Annotated in this window: 13 protein-coding genes, 1 tRNA gene, 1 other RNA gene and 1 pseudogene; 11 read left to right on the top strand and 5 right to left on the bottom strand. The window is 70.0% G+C overall.

Annotated elements, in window-relative coordinates; all coding sequences use genetic code 11:
- Window positions 1-314: 314 nt before the first annotated feature.
- On the top strand, window positions 315-2,012 hold the full coding sequence (locus tag ACIP4Z_RS04765) for a protein kinase (RefSeq protein ID WP_401305108.1): 1,698 nt from the start codon (window positions 315-317) through the stop codon (window positions 2,010-2,012).
- 45 nt (window positions 2,013-2,057) lie between these two features.
- Here the strand turns inward: ACIP4Z_RS04765 and ACIP4Z_RS04760 are convergent, their stop codons facing one another.
- Both ACIP4Z_RS04760 and ACIP4Z_RS04755 read right to left on the bottom strand, forming a co-directional pair.
- A complete protein-coding gene (locus ACIP4Z_RS04760; RefSeq protein WP_401305107.1) occupies window positions 2,058-5,102 on the bottom strand; it encodes a hypothetical protein in 3,045 nt (1,014 codons plus the stop codon).
- A gap of 86 nt (window positions 5,103-5,188) precedes the next feature.
- Window positions 5,189-5,491, bottom strand: a complete 303-nt coding sequence (locus tag ACIP4Z_RS04755) for a trypco2 family protein (RefSeq protein WP_355335899.1) — start codon at window positions 5,489-5,491, stop codon at window positions 5,189-5,191.
- A gap of 405 nt (window positions 5,492-5,896) precedes the next feature.
- Between ACIP4Z_RS04755 and ACIP4Z_RS04750 the strand changes: the two genes are divergently transcribed.
- Together ACIP4Z_RS04750 and ACIP4Z_RS04745 are read left to right on the top strand one after the other, a co-directional pair.
- Complete coding sequence (locus tag ACIP4Z_RS04750; RefSeq protein WP_401305104.1) at window positions 5,897-6,586, top strand: response regulator transcription factor; 690 nt, start codon at window positions 5,897-5,899, stop codon at window positions 6,584-6,586.
- A 149-nt stretch (window positions 6,587-6,735) separates the two neighbouring features.
- Entirely contained in the window at window positions 6,736-6,942 is a 207-nt protein-coding gene (locus ACIP4Z_RS04745; RefSeq protein WP_391042443.1) for a hypothetical protein, read from the top strand.
- 246 nt (window positions 6,943-7,188) lie between these two features.
- Here the strand turns inward: ACIP4Z_RS04745 and ACIP4Z_RS04740 are convergent, their stop codons facing one another.
- Both ACIP4Z_RS04740 and ACIP4Z_RS04735 read right to left on the bottom strand, forming a co-directional pair.
- A complete protein-coding gene (locus ACIP4Z_RS04740; RefSeq protein ID WP_401305102.1) occupies window positions 7,189-8,544 on the bottom strand; it encodes a hypothetical protein in 1,356 nt (451 codons plus the stop codon).
- A 144-nt stretch (window positions 8,545-8,688) separates the two neighbouring features.
- On the bottom strand, window positions 8,689-9,198 hold the full coding sequence (locus tag ACIP4Z_RS04735; protein WP_391159192.1) for an HAD domain-containing protein: 510 nt from the start codon (window positions 9,196-9,198) through the stop codon (window positions 8,689-8,691).
- Window positions 9,199-9,497: 299 nt separating this feature from the next.
- On the opposite strand from ACIP4Z_RS04735, the pseudogene ACIP4Z_RS04730 reads away from it, so the two are divergent.
- Window positions 9,498-9,720, top strand: a pseudogene (locus ACIP4Z_RS04730) (site-specific integrase); the annotation flags it as partial.
- Between the two features lie 70 nt (window positions 9,721-9,790).
- Here the strand turns inward: ACIP4Z_RS04730 and ACIP4Z_RS04725 are convergent.
- Window positions 9,791-9,878: transfer RNA gene (locus ACIP4Z_RS04725), tRNA-Ser, on the bottom strand.
- A 76-nt stretch (window positions 9,879-9,954) separates the two neighbouring features.
- Here ACIP4Z_RS04725 and ffs point away from each other — a divergent pair.
- From ffs to ACIP4Z_RS04690, 7 genes are all read left to right on the top strand, one after another.
- An RNA gene (gene ffs, locus ACIP4Z_RS04720) (signal recognition particle sRNA small type) lies at window positions 9,955-10,045 on the top strand.
- A gap of 59 nt (window positions 10,046-10,104) precedes the next feature.
- Window positions 10,105-12,438 (top strand): DNA polymerase III subunit gamma and tau, encoded by a 2,334-nt coding sequence (locus ACIP4Z_RS04715; RefSeq protein ID WP_401305099.1) that lies wholly within the window; start codon window positions 10,105-10,107, stop codon window positions 12,436-12,438.
- Between the two features lie 328 nt (window positions 12,439-12,766).
- Window positions 12,767-13,099 (top strand): YbaB/EbfC family nucleoid-associated protein, encoded by a 333-nt coding sequence (locus tag ACIP4Z_RS04710; protein ID WP_391042507.1) that lies wholly within the window; start codon window positions 12,767-12,769, stop codon window positions 13,097-13,099.
- A 55-nt stretch (window positions 13,100-13,154) separates the two neighbouring features.
- On the top strand, window positions 13,155-13,754 hold the full coding sequence (gene recR / locus ACIP4Z_RS04705) for a recombination mediator RecR (protein ID WP_355335946.1): 600 nt from the start codon (window positions 13,155-13,157) through the stop codon (window positions 13,752-13,754).
- A gap of 91 nt (window positions 13,755-13,845) precedes the next feature.
- A complete protein-coding gene (locus ACIP4Z_RS04700) occupies window positions 13,846-14,511 on the top strand; it encodes a DUF5063 domain-containing protein (RefSeq protein WP_391043543.1) in 666 nt (221 codons plus the stop codon).
- A gap of 172 nt (window positions 14,512-14,683) precedes the next feature.
- The gene (locus ACIP4Z_RS04695; protein ID WP_355335948.1) at window positions 14,684-16,006 is read left to right on the top strand and encodes an aspartate kinase; all 1,323 of its coding nucleotides are present in this window, start codon (window positions 14,684-14,686) and stop codon (window positions 16,004-16,006) included.
- Window positions 16,003-17,064, top strand: a complete 1,062-nt coding sequence (locus tag ACIP4Z_RS04690; RefSeq protein ID WP_401305096.1) for an aspartate-semialdehyde dehydrogenase — start codon at window positions 16,003-16,005, stop codon at window positions 17,062-17,064. Before ACIP4Z_RS04695 ends, ACIP4Z_RS04690 begins: the two co-directional genes overlap by 4 nt.
- Window positions 17,065-17,343: the final 279 nt, after the last annotated feature.

Genomic DNA, 17,343 nt, shown 5'->3' with positions numbered 1-17,343 from the left:
TCACCCCGGCCAGCCCTGACTACCACGACGCCCCCGCCGACGCGGGGGCGTCGTGCGTGTCGGTCCGTTGTCGAACCCGCTGGCGGCGCGGATACCGGAACCGCCGCTCCCACTTGGGCAACAGCGGCTCGATCCGCTCCCACGGCGCATCCGATACGACTCACGGCGAGGCTCCCCCGACCAGCCCAACGCCGAACTCGGAGGCCGGACTTAGGCAGCCGCAGAGGTGGCGCATATGTGCGGTCAGCCATACGAGGTGACCTATCCTGCCAGACCACGGGACAGGGCGGGACATCGGAGCGCGGGGGATAGGCATGGGCGGACAAGACGTCGTTCTGCGGAATCGGTATCGGTTAGTGCGGTACGTCGGTTCGGGGGCGATGGGTGAGGTGTGGCGCGCACGGGATCTTGTGCTGGGACGCGAGGTCGCCGTCAAACTTCTTCACTCAGGCCTAATGAATAGTCCCCGGTTCTCCGAGCGTTTCCGGGACGAGGCGCGCATTCTGGCGAGCCTGAAGCATCACGGCGTCGTGACCGTCCACGACTTCGGCGAGAGCGACGACCCGCGTGCCGCCTTCCTCGTGATGGACCTGCTCGACGGGCGTCCCCTGAGCGAACTCACGGACTTGGGCGAGCCGCTGGGCGTCGTCCGCACGCTGTCGATCGTCGTGCAGGTCCTCGACGCCCTTCGGGCAGTGCACGAGCGCGGGATCACGCACCGGGACCTGAAGCCGGCGAACCTGATGCTCGGTGACGGTGACAAGGTGATTGTCACCGACTTCGGCGTGGCCCGGGCGGTGGGAGCGGCCCGGCTGACCTCCCACGGCATGGTCATGGGCACCCCTCAGTACAGCGCCCCGGAACAGGCCGGGCCGGGCGAGGTCACGGCGTCAGCCGACTTGTACGCGGTCGGGGTCATCGCGTACGAGTGTCTGTGCGGTCAGCCGCCCTTCTACGCGGAGGACCCGGAGTCCTACGTCGCCCTGCACGCCTCGGCCCCGGTACCGGACATGCCCGAGGGGATCCCGGACGCCGTGCGGAAGCTGGTGCTGCGCGCGCTGTCCAAGGCTCCGGAGGACCGGTTCGCCGACGCGGCGGAGATGGCGGACGCCGTTCAGGCCGCTCTGGTCGGCCTCGGCGCCGATGGCGTATCGCGGTGGCGAAAGGGGGATGGCACTGCGGACCGGGCCTCCCGCACCGCGCCCGGTCGCCTCGCCGCCGTACTGCGGAACAGGGCCCAGGCCGGCCGGGGCGGCACGTCGGTGCCCAAACAGCGCCCCTGGCCCACCCCGTCGGTGTCCTTGGGCGCGGAGCCGGGTCGCCGCCGCGTGCGCGCGATTGTGCTCACGGCGGCCGCGGTGGTGCTCTGCGTCGGCGTGGCGGCAGTCCTGACGACGCCCCAGCACCACCGAGCGCGTCCGAGTGCGTCCGGCCCGCCCTCGCTCCCCGCTTCTGCGAACTCGGCCCCCACGGCCGGGGGCCCGCTGTCCACCGCGCCCCATCCGTCCCGTTCGCCGCGCCCGACGCACCACGGCGCGGCGGGCGGCCCCGCCGTCGGACCCGGTACGGAGGCCACGGGCGGCCCTCCCACGGGGGGCCCTGCCACGACCGACCCCGCCACGACCGGCCCCACCACGCCGTCGACGGTGCCCACCCGGACCCCGACCACTCCGGCGGGCGGCCCGTATTCCATCACCGCTTCTGTCACCTGCGACTCGGGAAAGCCGGTGGACGACGGCCTCTACGTGCAGGCGGACACGGGGAGGGGGGAGGCCACCAAGGTCGTCTCGGGCGGTGTGACGACGTGGCGGCGCACGCTTCCCAAGAGCGAGTACTACACGATGCACATCGGCTGCGGCACCGACGCGAACCGTGAATGGGAACCCCTGATGTCGGACGGGACGCGAGGTCTGCACACCGAATGGGTGACCGGCACCTACCACGCCTTCGCCTGTCACGACGTCCAAGGGGCCGCGGGATACGGCAAGTGCGAGGAGCGTCCCGGGGCGTAGCCCGGCATGGGGGCATCTCCAGCGAGGCCGGGACGCCGACGGGCGTCACGGCGCCGGTGCGGACCGACGGGCCGGGGCTGCGGTGCGAGGCGGACGGCGTGCGGAGCAGGTCCAGCGGCAGGTGACGCGCGGACGCTCGCACACGGGGCTCGTCCACCGACGCAGGGCGCTCCCGAACCGGTGCTCCGTCTCTCGGTCGTCGGGGGTGAGCGCCGCGAGGTGCTCGCCGATCCGGTCGGCCCCCTTCGGCCATCGCCCCCTGACGTTCTTTTGGAGCCGGAGGAGGGACTGGAGGATCTCGATCCGGTCATCGGTGTTGCGGAAGGCGAGCATCCCGTGGATTCCCGCCGCGCGGTCGAGGTCCCGCAGAGCGGGGCCGTACCGGTCAAGGTGGGTCAGCGTCCCGCATCGGGCCACCAGGATGTCGGCGAAGCTGGTGCGGTAGGTGTCGGGGAACCGTGCGGCGAGGTCCTCGCGGAGCCGGACGGCTCTGTCGAACGCCTCCAGAGCCTCCTCGGATCTCGACAGTGCGGTAAGGCACCGCCCCTGAATACTGAGCATCTTCGCCAGACTGGCCCGGGTGTCGGGGAGGACGTCGCGGAACTGCTCCTGGATGCTGATTGCGCTGCCGATCGAGGCAAGGGCCTCCGGGTGCCGTTTGAGCCCGTGGAGGTACGCTGCCCGGTTGCGGAGGGCGGACGCCAACTCCGCCTGCCCGTCAGGGCTAGAGTCGGCCAGCTTCCTGTGGATCGCGATAGCGTGATCGATGACACGGAGTGCTTTCCCCCGTCGGCGCACGCAGTTCAACAGCGTCGCGCGGGTCCTGAGCACCGAGGCGTACAGGGACCTCTCCTCATCTGTGGCCCTGGCCCGCGTCAGTCGTTCGAGCCTTTTCTCGGCCCGGTCGGCGTACGCGAGACCGTCACAATACCGACCCGCGTCGAACAGCCTGAACGCGACCTCGCTCTCAGCCCGTGCCAGGTCCGCGAGACGTGTGCGGCGCTGAAGCGAACGGATCGAGCCGTGGCGACTGTACGATCGGCGGCGGTCGGACACCTGGCGGAGCGCCGCGGACAGGGCCAGTTCGGCGAGCATTTGCGTGCTCTGGGGAATTGCCTCAAGAAGAGCCGTCACGGCCCGGGCGTCGGTGAAGGATTCCATCCGCACCTCCCGGAGGGCCTCGGACAGGACGCGGCTCGTCCGGGAACGGAGCGCCACCTGGACAGCCGGTCGGGCGAGCCGCTCCGCGTGCTCGGCGATCAGCTCCCGGACAGGGCCTTCGAGGAGCGGAGTCTCGTCGGCCAGCGGGCCGAGGATTCCCAGGGCGCGCCTTGCCTGCCGGTCGCTGACGGCGGGAAGGACTCTGGACAGCAGGGCGCGCCCGTCGAGCTCCTCGGTGAGCGCCTTTTTCAACCAGTGTTCCGCGAGGCTGTCCGGTTGCAGGCTGCCCCAGTACCCCTGCCCTCCGGAGGACGGGTACAGGTCGCTGATCGTGGCGGCGAGACGGCGGCGATCGGCTGTGGCGGCGGGGCTCGGTCCGGTGTCCTCCAAGGCGGCAAGGGTGCGTTCGGCCTCGTCCCTGTCTGCGGCCCCCACCAGGAGGGCGGCGGTCAGCGCGGTCACGGGCGGCTCGTGACCGAGACCCCGGGACTCGGCCATAGACGCCCAGTAACGAGTCTCGTGGGCCAGGATGACGTCCATGGGCGCTTTCCCGCCAGTGGTTCTCCCGTCGACCGACGCCGCTTCAAGCACGGCGGCCAGCGCGGCGTTGTGGAGCGTCAGCGGATGACCGTCACGCAGCACATCCGGGGAGGGGGCGTCGAGCGGCAGGGGATCGAGGTCGGTGTGTGCGTAGCCCTCGACGCTCCGCAGTGCCGCCGCGAAGCACTTCACGGCCTCGGCGTAGGTCTCGGCGCGGTCCGCTTCCGCGAGCGGGCCCAGTTCGAGGGGCGGGTGCGAGAGGACCTGGTATTTGTCCTCTTGCTGAAGTTTCTGCCACCATTCCCCGTCGCTGCGAGCCAGCATGAGGACACGGACCTGGCTCAGCGGTGTGTCGAGGGCGAGGGTGTTGATCAGCGCCCGCATCGCGGTGACGTTCTTCTCGGCGTAGTCCACGACCAGCAATACCTTGGAGGTGGTGCGGGCGACTGCCTCCGCGACGTCACGCGACCCTGCCTCACCGGGTGCGGCGCAGGCGGCCGCGTGCTCCGGGGTGCGGAGACGGCCGACGGTCCAGCCCTCGCTCAGAAGTTCCGCCGCCAGCTCGCGGGCCAGCCGGGTTTTCCCCTGGCCGCCTTTCCCGATCACCAGGCGTCCCGAGAGGGCTTCGTCGGCCGCGCACCACTCCCTCAGCTCGACGAGTTCCGCGCGCGACCGGAAAGGCACCGTCTCGTATTCCGGTCGGAGCAGGCAGGCCGGGGTCCTCGGGCGGATGTCGAGGTGCCAGGGGGCGAGGTATCCCTGGAGCTCGGCGGATTCCAGCATGAGGGGGCGCCCGGTCGCCTCCTCCACGAGCGCGCGGAATTCCGCACTGCGGGCCATGACGTACACCGGCAGCACACTCAGCCGTCTGCTTCCGAAGTTCTTCCGATCCTCGATGACGATGCCGCACACCAGGCGGCCGCAGGTCACCGCGGCCCCTGACATGCCGGCCCATCCCGAGCCGCCGGACGGGTCCCGGTCCGGGGCGATGACCAAACCCAACTGATATCGCTCCGCGCGTTGCCCGGCGAGGGGGCCGATGGACCCCTCGACCTGATCGGAATCACCGCCGCTGTCGGGATGACGGCGCACACTCGCGGGCAGCCCAACCGCGCTGACACGTACGGGTGAACTCCCGCTCAGCACACCCCACCTCAGCTCGGCGGTGACATCGGGCGGCCGCCAAGCGCTGTCGGCGGATTCCACGACCCGCAGCACAGCGGCGTCAAGGTCGCCGTCCCCCAGCCAGGCGACGGCGGCGCGGACGAGGCCGGGGCGGTTCAGGAAACGCACCGCGACGGTTTCCAGATGCCGCTCCTCGTCCAGCAGTACGTGCCGGGCAGTGAGGATCAGGTTTCCCCCGATCCACGTCCCGGTCCCGATCCGCACCTCGCCGCGCGGCAGGGGCTCCGCGAAGACCTCCACCACGCGACTTGTTCCACTGCTTTTCATGGCGTCCCTTCCGTCGGCTCGGCCTAGAACTCCGGGATCGCGGGGAGGGTGCCGTTCACCAGGATGTCGTGGCCGCGATCGTCCAGCGGGGAGAGCGTCAGCTTCAGGCGGTGCGTCACGGTCGAGGTCCGGTCCACCTTCCCGCTGAGCACGTAGACCTTGGCCCCGGCCCCGCCCGACCGGACCACGGACACGTCGAATTCGAGTTCCACCGGCCCGACCCTGAACCGCAGGTCCTGCCCCGCGCCCTCAGCCATCGCCGCCTGGAGTTCGGCGCGCACCCCGAGCACCGCCGCCGCGAGGCCCACGCTCGCGTCAGTGTCCACGAATGTGCTCCCAGGCAGGGAAGCCATGTCCATGGAGCGGTGCGGCCACACCGCGGGGGAGGGCCGGAGCCGCATCGAACTTCGAGATGTTCGAGTCGTTGCAGGCGCACAGTGACACGACTCCCAGCAGAAAGATCGCGCAGCCCAGAGCGCCCCTGCGCCTGGTGTTCCCCGGTCCGCGGCTTTTCTTCTTGTTCATGTCCTCGGCAGCTCTCTCTTCGGCGAGGGGGCCCGATCAGTGCGTGTCCCCCCGTGGTTTCCTGCGGTGCCGGCCGCGCCGGAACCGGCCACTTCGAGCAGCCCCCGACGTGGCAGTGTTGCGTTCCCAGCTCACCACGACATGACCGCGGGGCACCTCCCGCGTTGAGCTGACGATGAGCTTCGGCGTGGTGTTGACTGACCGTCATGAAGGTGTTGCTCACAGGTCCCGTCCGTCGGCACAGGGAGATGGTGATCCTCCTGCAGCCAATGGGGTTCGCCCTTCTCACGGTGCCGCGGATCGACCAGCTGGCGCTGGCGGGCCACTGGCCGGACGTCGTTCTGCTGGAGTGCGACACGATCAACAATCCGGTTCTGGGAAAGTGCGGACGGCTGCGTGCCGCCTGCGGCGCCCCGATCGTCGCCATCACCCGGCACGCCGACACGGATGCCTGGAAAGCCGGGCGCGAGGCGGGGATCGACGAATTCCTCGTGGAGCCGTTCAGCCTGGATGAACTGGTCGCACGGCTGCGCATCGCGGGACACCCGGCCCCGGCCGTCACGACGGGAAACAGCAGCTCCCACATCGCCTACGGACCGCTCCGGATCTCCCAGGAGTCCAGGAGGGTGACCGTGCGCGGGACCGAAGTGGAACTGCGGCCGACAGAATACGAGTTGCTCGTGACGTTGGCCCGTCGGGCTGGCCAGGCGCTGAGCCGGGACCATCTCGTCAACTGCCTGTCACGCAACGGTGCGAAGGACCCGGAACGGGCGCTCGAAGTGCATATCCACGAACTGCGGTCGAAACTGGCCGTCCCCGGCCTCATCGCGACGGTGCGCAACGTCGGATACCGCCTCATCACTCAGGAGAGTTACCGGCGCCTGGAGGGGAACTGAACACGGTCGGTGTCCCACAGGGAGTGGCCGCAGAGCCACGGCCGCCGAGATCGCCGGACTGGTGGCGATATCCAGCACCACCCCGGTGACCAGCGCGACCCGCTCGGCCACTCGCGTCCGCTGCGGACCACCAAGGCGCGCTTCGTTCTGTGGCCGACGCCCGCCTGATCGCGGAGCGCATCGACGGGAGTCAGGCCGCCGACACGTGGTTCGGCCACCCGCTCCAGAAACACCACGTCCACTTCTCGCAGGCGTTCACCCTCATGGGGCGTAGGCGCGAGGCCTACGCCGAGCAGGAGGCGGCGCTGGATCTCACCGCATCGCCGCCCGTGATGACACGGGCGATGCTGGGATAGGGACGCCGCCACTTCTCTGAAGTTGGTTCTGTGCGGCTCGCGTCCACGCAATCACTGCAGGTCAGTCAGACTGCTCCCCGCGCGAGCGGGGATGAACCAAAGCCCGCGCCGCGCAGGAAGCTGCGACCGCCCTGCTCCCCGCGCGAGCGGGGATGGACCCCGCGCGAAGTCGAAGAGCCAGCCCATGGTCGGCTGCTCCCCGCGCTCACGGGGATGACCGGTCAGTAGCTGTGTCTGCCCTCCAGCTCACTCGCCCCGGAGCCGGATGGCCATGACGGTTCCATCGGCGCGGACGGACACCGCGTTCCACTGCTTCGATGTGCTGTGGTCCGGCCACTGCCCGCGCAAGTCGTGTACCTCGCGTCGGTATTCGTTGACGCGCCCATGGTGGAGGTGCAGGTACAGGCTCCTCCGGAGGCCGGAGAACGCCTCTACTCGGGTGCCGTTGAGGCGATAGATGTGATCGGTGCCGACGAAGTCGATGCCGTGGATGGTGTGCTCTGCGTCGCGCAGCCTGGCCGTGTTGGCGTAGGCGTCGTGCTGGAAGTGGCGTTTCCCTTGTTCCTTGGTCAGATACTGGACAGTGGGCTTGCCGCCTCCAGTGAAGGCCATGAGAGCGGCTGCTTCCGTCAGTGCCAGCACGGAGCTGAACCAGGCGAAGGAGTCGGGCATTATCTGGAATCCGGGGACGGTCGTCTCTCCGTGACCCGCGGGCCGTACGGTGTCGGCCGCGCGGTTCTCCTGTTCCAGGTAGAGGTCGAGATCGGGCGCCGATGGCTTCCCGGGCGGGCGGAGAGCGGTGGCGCCCGGCACCTCCAAAACGTGCACGGCGAGGCTTTCCTTTGTGGGGATCTCGGTGCCGATGAGCAGGTACGGGACTGTGCCGTACGGTCCGATGTGCACGGACTCCACGTGGGCGCTGGCCGTGCTGAGCTGCTTGTGCACCTGACGAACGCTGCTGTGTCTGCCCTTGGATGCGAGCAGGAGGACGTGGGACGGCTGCCCCGGTTGCCAGGCTTCGACGAAGAAGTGGGGCCGTCGCTGTAGCGCCTCCGGGCGGCCGTCGGTACCGGAACTGCGCAGAGTCCAGCCGGCCTTGAGGGCGACATCCGCCGGGATCACAGAGACCGAGTGGTCGGGGTACCGGGACCTGACGATGTTCTCGGCCAGCAGCGAAGCGAAGCCGGTGCCGATTTCCCCGGATTGCGTGGCCTTGTAGAAGCGCAGGAGATCGCGTCCCTCGGACGATAGCTGCAGGTAACGGCCCCGGTTGGCTTCCATGGCCTGGCTGTAGCGGAGGCTGCCCCAGTGCTCGGCGAGCCCTCGCCCCGCGCCCTGGCGGGCCGCGGCGGCACCGAGGCCGATGGCGTGGATGACCTGCCACGGCGTGAGTGCCAACGATTGCGGAGCTGTCCGAACGGCTCGGTAGTCGGTGCGGCGGCGCAGCGGACCCCGCCCGTCCTCCAACCGTTTCTTGTCCTCCTCCGCTGCCGCCTTGCTGACCTGGTCGGCGAGTTCGGCGGATGAGCGGACCTGGACATGGGAGGTGGTGCTCAGCTCTTCGAGGATCTCGGCGATGGCTTTGGACTCGTCCTCGTTCACCGACAGCCCTTCCGTTGATGTCATATGACGTGAGCCGGAGGGCGGTAGGAGGAGGCGGGGGAGCGCAAGCAAGTGCGCATAGGTCGGCGCAGGTTGGTATTCGGCCAGACTGTGGCTCTGTCAGTGACCGCCGGGCGGGGACCGCTAACTGCCGTGCAACCACATCGCAACAGCGGCGAGGTCCGTGTCGGTGAGGCCGTGGCGGTGGTCGACGCGGTGGAGAAGGGTTCGTGCGGGGTGGTGCGCCTGCGCCCACGTGCGGTCGGCGTCGGAGATCTCGTCGTCGAGCCAGGCGAAGGGGCGCTCGGCAGCCCAGTCGAGAAGAGTGCGCGTTTTCCAGTGCAGCCCGGACGGATTGCGTTCCTCTGAGGGTTCCGGCCAGGTGACCACGGGGAGTTGCGCCAGCCCCAGGAGCGGCGCGAGGCACTCGTTGGCCTCGGCTTCCCACGTGGTCGCCCACACCAGATTGCAGGGCAGCGCCAGCAACTTGCGCCCGAGAGCCGGATCGACCCTGGCAAGCAGCGGATTCGCACCGGCTTCCTGCGGCACGTACGTCGGATATCCGTCCGGGTACTCCTCCCGTGTCGCCCCGAAGGGAATGAGTGGTCCGTCGACATCGAGAAAGAGGAGGGGCCGGGGCGGGGGAGCGATCACACCCGCACCGTACGGGCAGACAGGTTGTCCCGGAAGCGGATCGCCGACTGCGCCACATGGTGTGCGCGCCGTTGGTGTGATGCACCCGCCAGGTGCCTCGCTTGCCGTCCGTATTCTGTTTGCTGGACGACTAGGTGTCAGCCTATGGGAGGAATATTCTTTTTGCTGCTTTCTTTGAAGTTGGTTCTGCACGGCCGACATCCACGGAACGACCGCAGGTCAAGCAGACTGCTCCCCGCGCCCGCGGGGATGGACCATATCAACGGGGGCCGACACTCTGACCCTGGCCAGGGTGAGGGTCAACTTACGTGTTCATCAAACCGCTGGGCGGCCCGCTGAGTCCGAACACGGACTACCACGACGGGAAACGGCCCTTGGTGGGAGCCGGGCACGTCTGCCAGCATGCGGGCGCGGTACCTGCATGTGCCGGACGCCATGCTCAAGGACGTGGCGCGGAAGATCGCCGGTGCCATCTGGGGCCACCCGGGAACGCCCGCTGTGGGCAAAAACCAGGACAACGGGGGCTGGGAAGACACCGATGGCCCCCACCGCGAACGGTGGGGGCCATCGGCATATTGCCCGGTGAGAGCAATGGCGGAGGATACGAGATTCGAACTCGTGAGGGGTTGCCCCCAACACGCTTTCCAAGCGTGCGCCCTAGGCCACTAGGCGAATCCTCCGGGAGGAACAGTACAGGGCGTGGGGGGGTGGTTGCGAACTCGATGGGGGGGTGGGGGATCGGGTAGGGTGGGCGGCAGCCCCTCACGTGGCGCTATCTCGCTGAACTCCCCCAGGGCCGGAAGGCAGCAAGGGTAGGTGGGCTCTGGCGGGTGCGTGGGGGGTCTTTGCGTGGGCCGGCGGGGATGACGGGGCCGGATGTCGGTGGGCCCGGATAACCTCGTAGGCGTGTCCCTTGCTCTGTACCGCCGCTACCGTCCCGAGTCCTTCGCCGAGGTCATCGGACAGGAGCACGTCACTGACCCGTTGCAGCAGGCGCTGCGGAACAACCGGGTCAATCACGCGTATCTGTTCAGCGGGCCGCGAGGCTGCGGGAAGACGACGAGCGCGCGGATCCTGGCACGGTGCCTGAACTGCGAGCAGGGGCCGACGCCGACGCCGTGCGGGGTGTGCCAGTCGTGCGTGGACCTGGCGCGGGGCGGCGCGGGGTCGATCGACGTGATCGAGATCGACGCGGCGTCGCACGGCGGTGTGGACGACGCCCGTGATCTGCGGGAGAAGGCGTTCTTCAGCCCGGCCAGCAGTCGGTACAAGATCTACATCATCGACGAGGCCCACATGGTCAGCCCGCAGGGCTTCAACGCCCTGCTGAAGGTGGTCGAGGAGCCCCCGGAGCACCTGAAGTTCATCTTCGCGACCACCGAGCCGGAGAAGGTCATCGGCACGATCCGGTCGCGTACGCACCACTATCCGTTCCGGCTGGTGCCGCCCGGCACGCTGCGCGACTACCTGGCGCAGGTGTGCGAGCGCGAGGCCATCGCCGTGGAGGACGGGGTGTATCCGCTGGTCGTACGGGCCGGGGCCGGGTCGGTACGTGACTCGATGTCGGTCATGGACCAGTTGCTGGCGGGCGCGGCGGCCGACGGCGTGACGTACGCCATGGCGACCGCGCTGCTCGGCTACACGGACGCCGCGCTGCTCGACGAGGTGGTGGACGGGATCGCGGCGGGGGACGGGGCGGCGGTCTTCGAGATCGTCGACCGGGTGATCGAGGGCGGGCACGACCCGCGCCGTTTCGTCGCCGACCTGCTGGAACGGCTACGGGACCTGGTGATCATCGCGGCCGTCCCGGACGCCGTGGACAAGGGCCTCATCGACGCGCCGCGCGACGTGGTGGAGCGGATGCAGGCGCAAGCCTCCGTGCTGGGCGCCGCCGAGCTGAGCCGCGCCGCCGACCTGGTCAATACGGGGTTGACGGAGATGCGCGGCGCCACCTCGCCCCGCCTCCAACTGGAGCTGATCTGCGCCCGCGTGCTGCTGCCCGCCGCCTACGAGGACGAGCGCTCGTTGCAGGCCCGCCTGGAACGGCTGGAGCGCGGCGTCGCCGCCGGGGTCTCCGCCGGATTCGCCCAGAGCGGCGGCCCGTCCAGCGGCACGGGTACGGGTACGGGTCCGGCTGCGGGCGCGCCGCAGGCCGTCGGACCCGCCGCCGCCAGAGCCGCACTCGGCGGCGGCCGTACATCGGGCGAGAACGGTACGGCGTACGCCCCCGCCCAGGCACCGCCCCCGCACCAGGTCCAACCGCAGGCCCAGCCCCCGGCCCCCGCCGTACCCGCGTACGTACCCTCAGAGGCACCCGGCGCCGAGGCCGCCGCGCCCGCCGCACCGCCCGTGCCGCCGCCCCCCGCCCAGGCACCCCCCGCCCAGGCACCCCCCGCCCAGCGCCCCGGCGCCTGGCCGTCCGCCGCCTCGCCCGGCCAGCCGCAGAACCGGACCCCGGCGCAGCCCCCGGCTCAGGCGCCCCCGGCCGCCGCGCCGCAGACCCCACCGGCCCAGGCCCAGGCCCAGACCCAGGCGCAGGCCCCCGCCCCGACCGCCTCGCTCGGCGACCCCAGCCGGGTGCGCCAGATGTGGCCGGACATCCTGGAGGCGGTCAAGAACCGCCGCCGCCTGACCTGGATGCTGCTGTTCAACAACGCCCAGGTGGCGGGCTTCGACGGGGAGACCCTCCAGGTCGGCTTCGACAACCCCGGCGCCCGCAACAGCTTCGCGAACAGCGGCAGCGAGGACGTACTCAAGGCCGCCATCAGCGACGCGCTCGGCGTGCAGTGGAAGATCGAGGCGATCGTGGCCCCGAACGGGGGCGGCGGCGCCGGGAGCGCGGGCGGGCAGGGCGGAGGCGGCGGTTACGGAGGCGGCGGTGGCGCCCCCCGCCCCTCGGGCCCGCCGCAGCCGCCGGCCGGTCGCCAGGGGCAGGACCGGCCCCAGGGCGCCCCGAGACCGGACTTCCAGGCCGGACCCCCCTCGTCCCAGGGCCAGGGACAGGGATACGGGCACGACCAGGGGCCGGGCCAAGGTCAGTACCAGTCCCACTCCTCGTCCCAGGCGCCGTCCGCGTCCTACCAGTCCGGGCCGCCCCCCATGGACGACATGCCGCCTCCGCTGGAGGACGACGTCCCCGAGGACGACGACCCGGATCTCGTCGACTCCGCGCTCAGCGGCCACGACCTCTTCGTGCGGGAGCTGGGCGCCACGGTCATAGAGGAGATCGCGCACGACTGAAGGCGCGGCGCACAGGGCGCGGCGCCCTCAGCGCGGCGCACAGGGCACGGCGCGGGTGCACGGCTGAACGCACGGCGCGGGGCCCGACCGCGTCCGCGGCACAGGACTCGGCCCACGACTCGGCCCAAGACCCGACCCGTCCCCGGCCGAGTTCACCACCGGATTCGGGCACCCCACCGCTGGTGGACGCGTTGTACTCCCGTCGGGTGGTCTCCGCCCGGTTCCGATCCTCCGTACGGCGTAGGGCGCTGGGCCGTACGAACACGTAGGCTCGCCCTGTCACGAAAAAGGTGGCACCGCACCGCAGACGCCAGTCAGGAGTGAAACCGTGATTCCCGGTGGTCAGCCGAACATGCAGGCGCTGCTCCAGCAGGCCCAGAAGATGCAGCAGGACCTCGCCACGGCCCAGCAGGAGCTGGCCGAGACCGAGGTCGAGGGCTCCGCGGGCGGCGGCCTGGTCACCGCGAAGGTGACCGGCGCCGGTGAGCTGCGCGGCCTGGTCATCGACCCCAAGGCGGTCGACCCCGACGACACCGAGACGCTCGCCGATCTGGTGGTCGCCGCGGTGCACAACGCGAACGAGGCGGCGCAGGCGATCCAGCAGGCCAAGCTCGGCCCGCTCGCCCAGGGGCTGGGCGGCATGCCCGGCCTCCCGTTCTGACCCCTCCGGAAACCCCACCGGAGAACCGCGGAAACCGTGAGGAAGGCTCGTCGGCGTGTACGAAGGCGTGGTCCAGGACCTGATCGACGAACTGGGCAGGCTGCCCGGCGTGGGTCCCAAGAGCGCCCAGCGGATCGCCTTCCACATCCTTCAGGCCGATCCGGCGGACGTACGGCGCCTCGCGCACGTGCTGTCCGAGGTGAAGGCGAAGGTGCGGTTCTGCGGGGTGTGCGGCAATGTCGCGCAGGACGAGCAGTGCCGGGTCTGCCGTGACCCGCGCCGCGACCCCTCGGTGATCTGTGTGGTCGAGGAGCCGAAGGACGTGGTGGCGGTCGAGCGGACCCGCGAGTTCCGCGGGAAGTACCACGTGCTCGGCGGCGCGATCAGCCCGATCGAGGGCGTCGGCCCCGACGACCTGCGGATAAGGGAGCTGCTGAGCCGTCTCGCGGACGGCACCGTCACCGAGCTGATCCTCGCGACGGACCCGAATCTGGAGGGCGAGGCGACAGCGACGTACCTGGCCCGGATGGTGAAGCCCATGGGACTGCGGGTCACGCGACTGGCCAGCGGCCTCCCTGTGGGCGGTGACTTGGAGTACGCGGACGAGGTCACGCTGGGGCGGGCCTTCGAAGGGAGGCGGTTGCTGGATGTCTGAGACCGTGACGAAGAAGCAGGACCAGGACCAGGGCCAGAAGCAGGCTCAGGCGCAGGGCCAGAGGCAGGACCGGAAGCAGAAGCAGGACCAGATGCGGGGTCGGGCACAGGACGTGGCGGGCAAGGAGCAGGAACCGGACGAGTTCGCCGTACAGATCGCGGACCAGATCGAGAGCTTCATCCTCTCGGTCCGCGAGGTCGCCAAGGGCGACGATCCGGACAGCGCGGTCCCGTACCTGCTGCTGGAGGTCTCGCAGCTCCTGCTGGCCGGCGGCCGGCTCGGCGCGCACGAGGACATCGTCCCGGACGAGCGGTACGAGCCGGACGTCGGTCCCGAGCCGGACGAGGACGACCTGCGGCAGCGGCTCGCGGCGCTCCTCGAACCGATCGACGTCTACTCCGAGGTCTTCGACCCGTACGTGCCGCGGTCGACGCCGGTGGCCTGCCGTATCTCCGACGACATGGCCGATGTCGTGGCCGATCTCACACACGGCCTCGCGCACTTCAGGGCCGGGAGGATCTCCGAGGCGCTGTGGTGGTGGCAGTTCTCGTATCTGTCCAACTGGGGCTCCACGGCCAGTGCCAGCCTGCGCGCGCTCCAGTCGCTCGTGGCCCACGTACGGCTGGACAGCCCGCTGGACGAGCTGGACGGCCTGGACACCGGCGGCGACGGGGACGACGAGGAGGAGCTGGCCGAGGAGGCGGGCAAGGTCATGGAGGCCGAGCTGGGGACGCTGGGGCTGCGCCCGGCGACGTAGGACGCCCCCGCGCCTCCGGCCGTAAAACTTGCGGCTGATCACGCCTCGGGCGACGTATCTCACCATGCGATACGTGCGGGGCGGATCGTGCCTGCTCGTTAAACTGGGCCGACCGCAACAACCCCTGGAAATCCCCCGGCACCCCCTGGGAATCCCTGAGCGAGGAGCGCACGTGGGCCTTGTCGTGCAGAAGTACGGCGGCTCCTCCGTCGCCGATGCCGAAGGCATCAAGCGCGTCGCCCGACGGATCGTCGACACCAAGAAGGCGGGCCACCAAGTGGTCGTCGTGGTGTCCGCGATGGGCGACACGACGGACGAGCTGATCGATCTCGCGGAGCAGGTGTCACCGATTCCCGCGGGGCGCGAGTTCGACATGCTGCTGACCGCCGGTGAGCGCATCTCGATGGCGCTGCTGGCGATGGCGATCAAGAACCTCGGGCACGAGGCGCAGTCGTTCACCGGCAGCCAGGCCGGGGTGATCACCGACTCGGTGCACAACAAGGCGCGGATCATCGACGTCACGCCCGGCCGTATCCGTACGGCGCTGGACGAGGGCAACATCGCGATCGTCGCCGGATTCCAGGGTGTCTCGCAGGACAAGAAGGACATCACCACGCTCGGGCGCGGCGGCTCGGACACCACCGCGGTGGCGCTGGCGGCGGCGCTGGACGCCGAGGTGTGCGAGATCTACACGGACGTCGACGGCGTCTTCACGGCCGACCCGCGGGTGGTCAAGAAGGCCCGCAAGATGGACTGGATCGCCTTCGAGGACATGCTGGAGCTGGCCAGTTCCGGCTCCAAGGTGCTGCTGCACCGGTGTGTGGAGTACGCGCGCCGCTACAACATCCCGATCCACGTACGGTCGTCGTTCTCCGGGCTGCCCGGCACCTGGGTGAGCAGCGAACGGCCCGCGAACCTTCCGCGACCGCAGCAAGCGCGTGCCGCGTACGAGTCAGCACAGGGAGACAGTCCGATGGAGCAGGCGATCATCTCCGGCGTCTCGCACGACACGTCCGAGGCCAAGATCACGGTGGTCGGCGTGCCGGACAAGCCGGGCGAGGCGGCGACGATCTTCCGGGCCATCGCGGACGCCGAGATCAACATCGACATGATCGTCCAGAACGTGTCGGCCGCGGCCACCGCGCTCACCGACATCTCCTTCACGCTCCCCAAGGCCGAGGGCCAGAAGGCGATGGCGGCGCTGACCAAGGCGCAGACGGTCATCGCCTTCGACTCGCTGCGCTACGACGACCAGATCGGCAAGATCTCGCTGGTCGGCGCGGGCATGAAGACCAACCCCGGTGTCACGGCGACCTTCTTCGAGGCGCTGTCCAACGCGGGCGTCAACATCGAGCTGATCTCGACATCCGAGATCCGTATCTCGGTGGTGACCCGGGTCGACGACGTGAAGCCCGCCGTGCAGGCCGTGCACTCGGCGTTCGGCCTGGACAGCGACAGCGACGAAGCGGTCGTCTACGGAGGGACCGGGCGATGAGCGCCGCGCCGCGACCGTCGCTCGCCGTGGTGGGGGCGACGGGAGCGGTCGGCACGGTGGTGCGCGAACTCCTCAGCACGCGCCAGGACGTGTGGGGGGAGATCCGGCTGGTCGCGTCCGCGCGCTCGGCCGGGCGGCTGCTGCCGGTGCGCGGTACCGAGGCGGAGGTCGTCGCGCTCGACGAGGCGGCCTTCGACGGGATCGATGTCGCGCTCTTCGACGTGCCCGACGAGGTGGCCGCGCGGTGGGCGCCGATCGCGGCGGCCAAGGGCGTGGTCGTGGTGGACAATTCGGGCGCCTTCCGGATGGACGACGAGGTGCCGCTGGTGGTGCCCGAGGTCAACGCGCACGCGGTACGGATGCGCCCGCGCGGCATCGTCGCCAATCCCAACTGCACGACGCTGTCGATGATCGTGGCGGTCGGCGCGCTGCACGCCGAGTTCGGGCTGACCGAGCTGATCGTCTCGTCGTACCAGGCGGCCTCGGGCGCCGGGCAGGCCGGGATCGCGGCGCTGCGCGACCAGATGACGAAGGTCGCGGGGACGGAGGCGGGCACGCAGGCGGGTGATCTGCGCCGCACGGTGGGCGACTTCGGGCCGTTCGCGGCGCCGCTGGCGCTCAATGTGGTGCCGTGGGCGGGCTCGCTCGCGGGCGACGACGGCTGGTCGTCGGAGGAGATGAAGGTACGCAACGAGTCGCGCAAGATCCTCGGGCTGCCCCATCTGCGGGCCACGGCGACCTGCGTACGGGTGCCGGTGATCACGACCCACTCGCTGTCGGTGCACGCGCGCTTCGAGAACGAGGTGACGGTCGCGCGGGCGCACGAGATCCTGCGGAACGCGCCGGGTGTCGTGGTCTCCGACGACCCGGGGCAGGGTGAGTTCCCGACGCCCGCGGACGCGGTCGGCACCGATCCCACGTGGGTGGGGCGCGTACGGCGCTCGCTCGACGACCCGTGCGCCCTCGAACTGTTCGTCTGCGGCGACAATCTGCGCAAGGGCGCGGCGCTGAACGCCGTCCAGATCGCCGAGGTGGTGGCGGCGGACATCGCCGTCTGAGGCCGCTCGGGCGCGTCCTCGGCAATGTGCACGGGGACGAAGTTGCTGGTCTGGACCACTTGAACTCACGTACCCGAACGTTGGAGACTTTGCATTCCCCCGCGGGAACCGACTCGCTCGGGGGAGCGTCTTTGTGTCAGCGCACTGCCCTATGGTCTGGTCCCTAAGGTGCTGCACACCGAGCGTGGTCCGGGGGGAAGCGTCGGTGCAAACAGGGCGTTGAGGAAGAGCTGGTACGCATGGGGATATTTGACGCTCCGTCGAGCGGCGTGTCTTGCG

The sequence above is a fragment of the Streptomyces sp. NPDC088910 genome, from assembly GCF_044749865.1.
Classification (GTDB): Bacteria; Actinomycetota; Actinomycetes; order Streptomycetales; family Streptomycetaceae; genus Actinacidiphila.
Note: the sequence above shows the minus strand (reverse complement) of the source record. Positions and strands in the feature narration are given on the sequence as shown.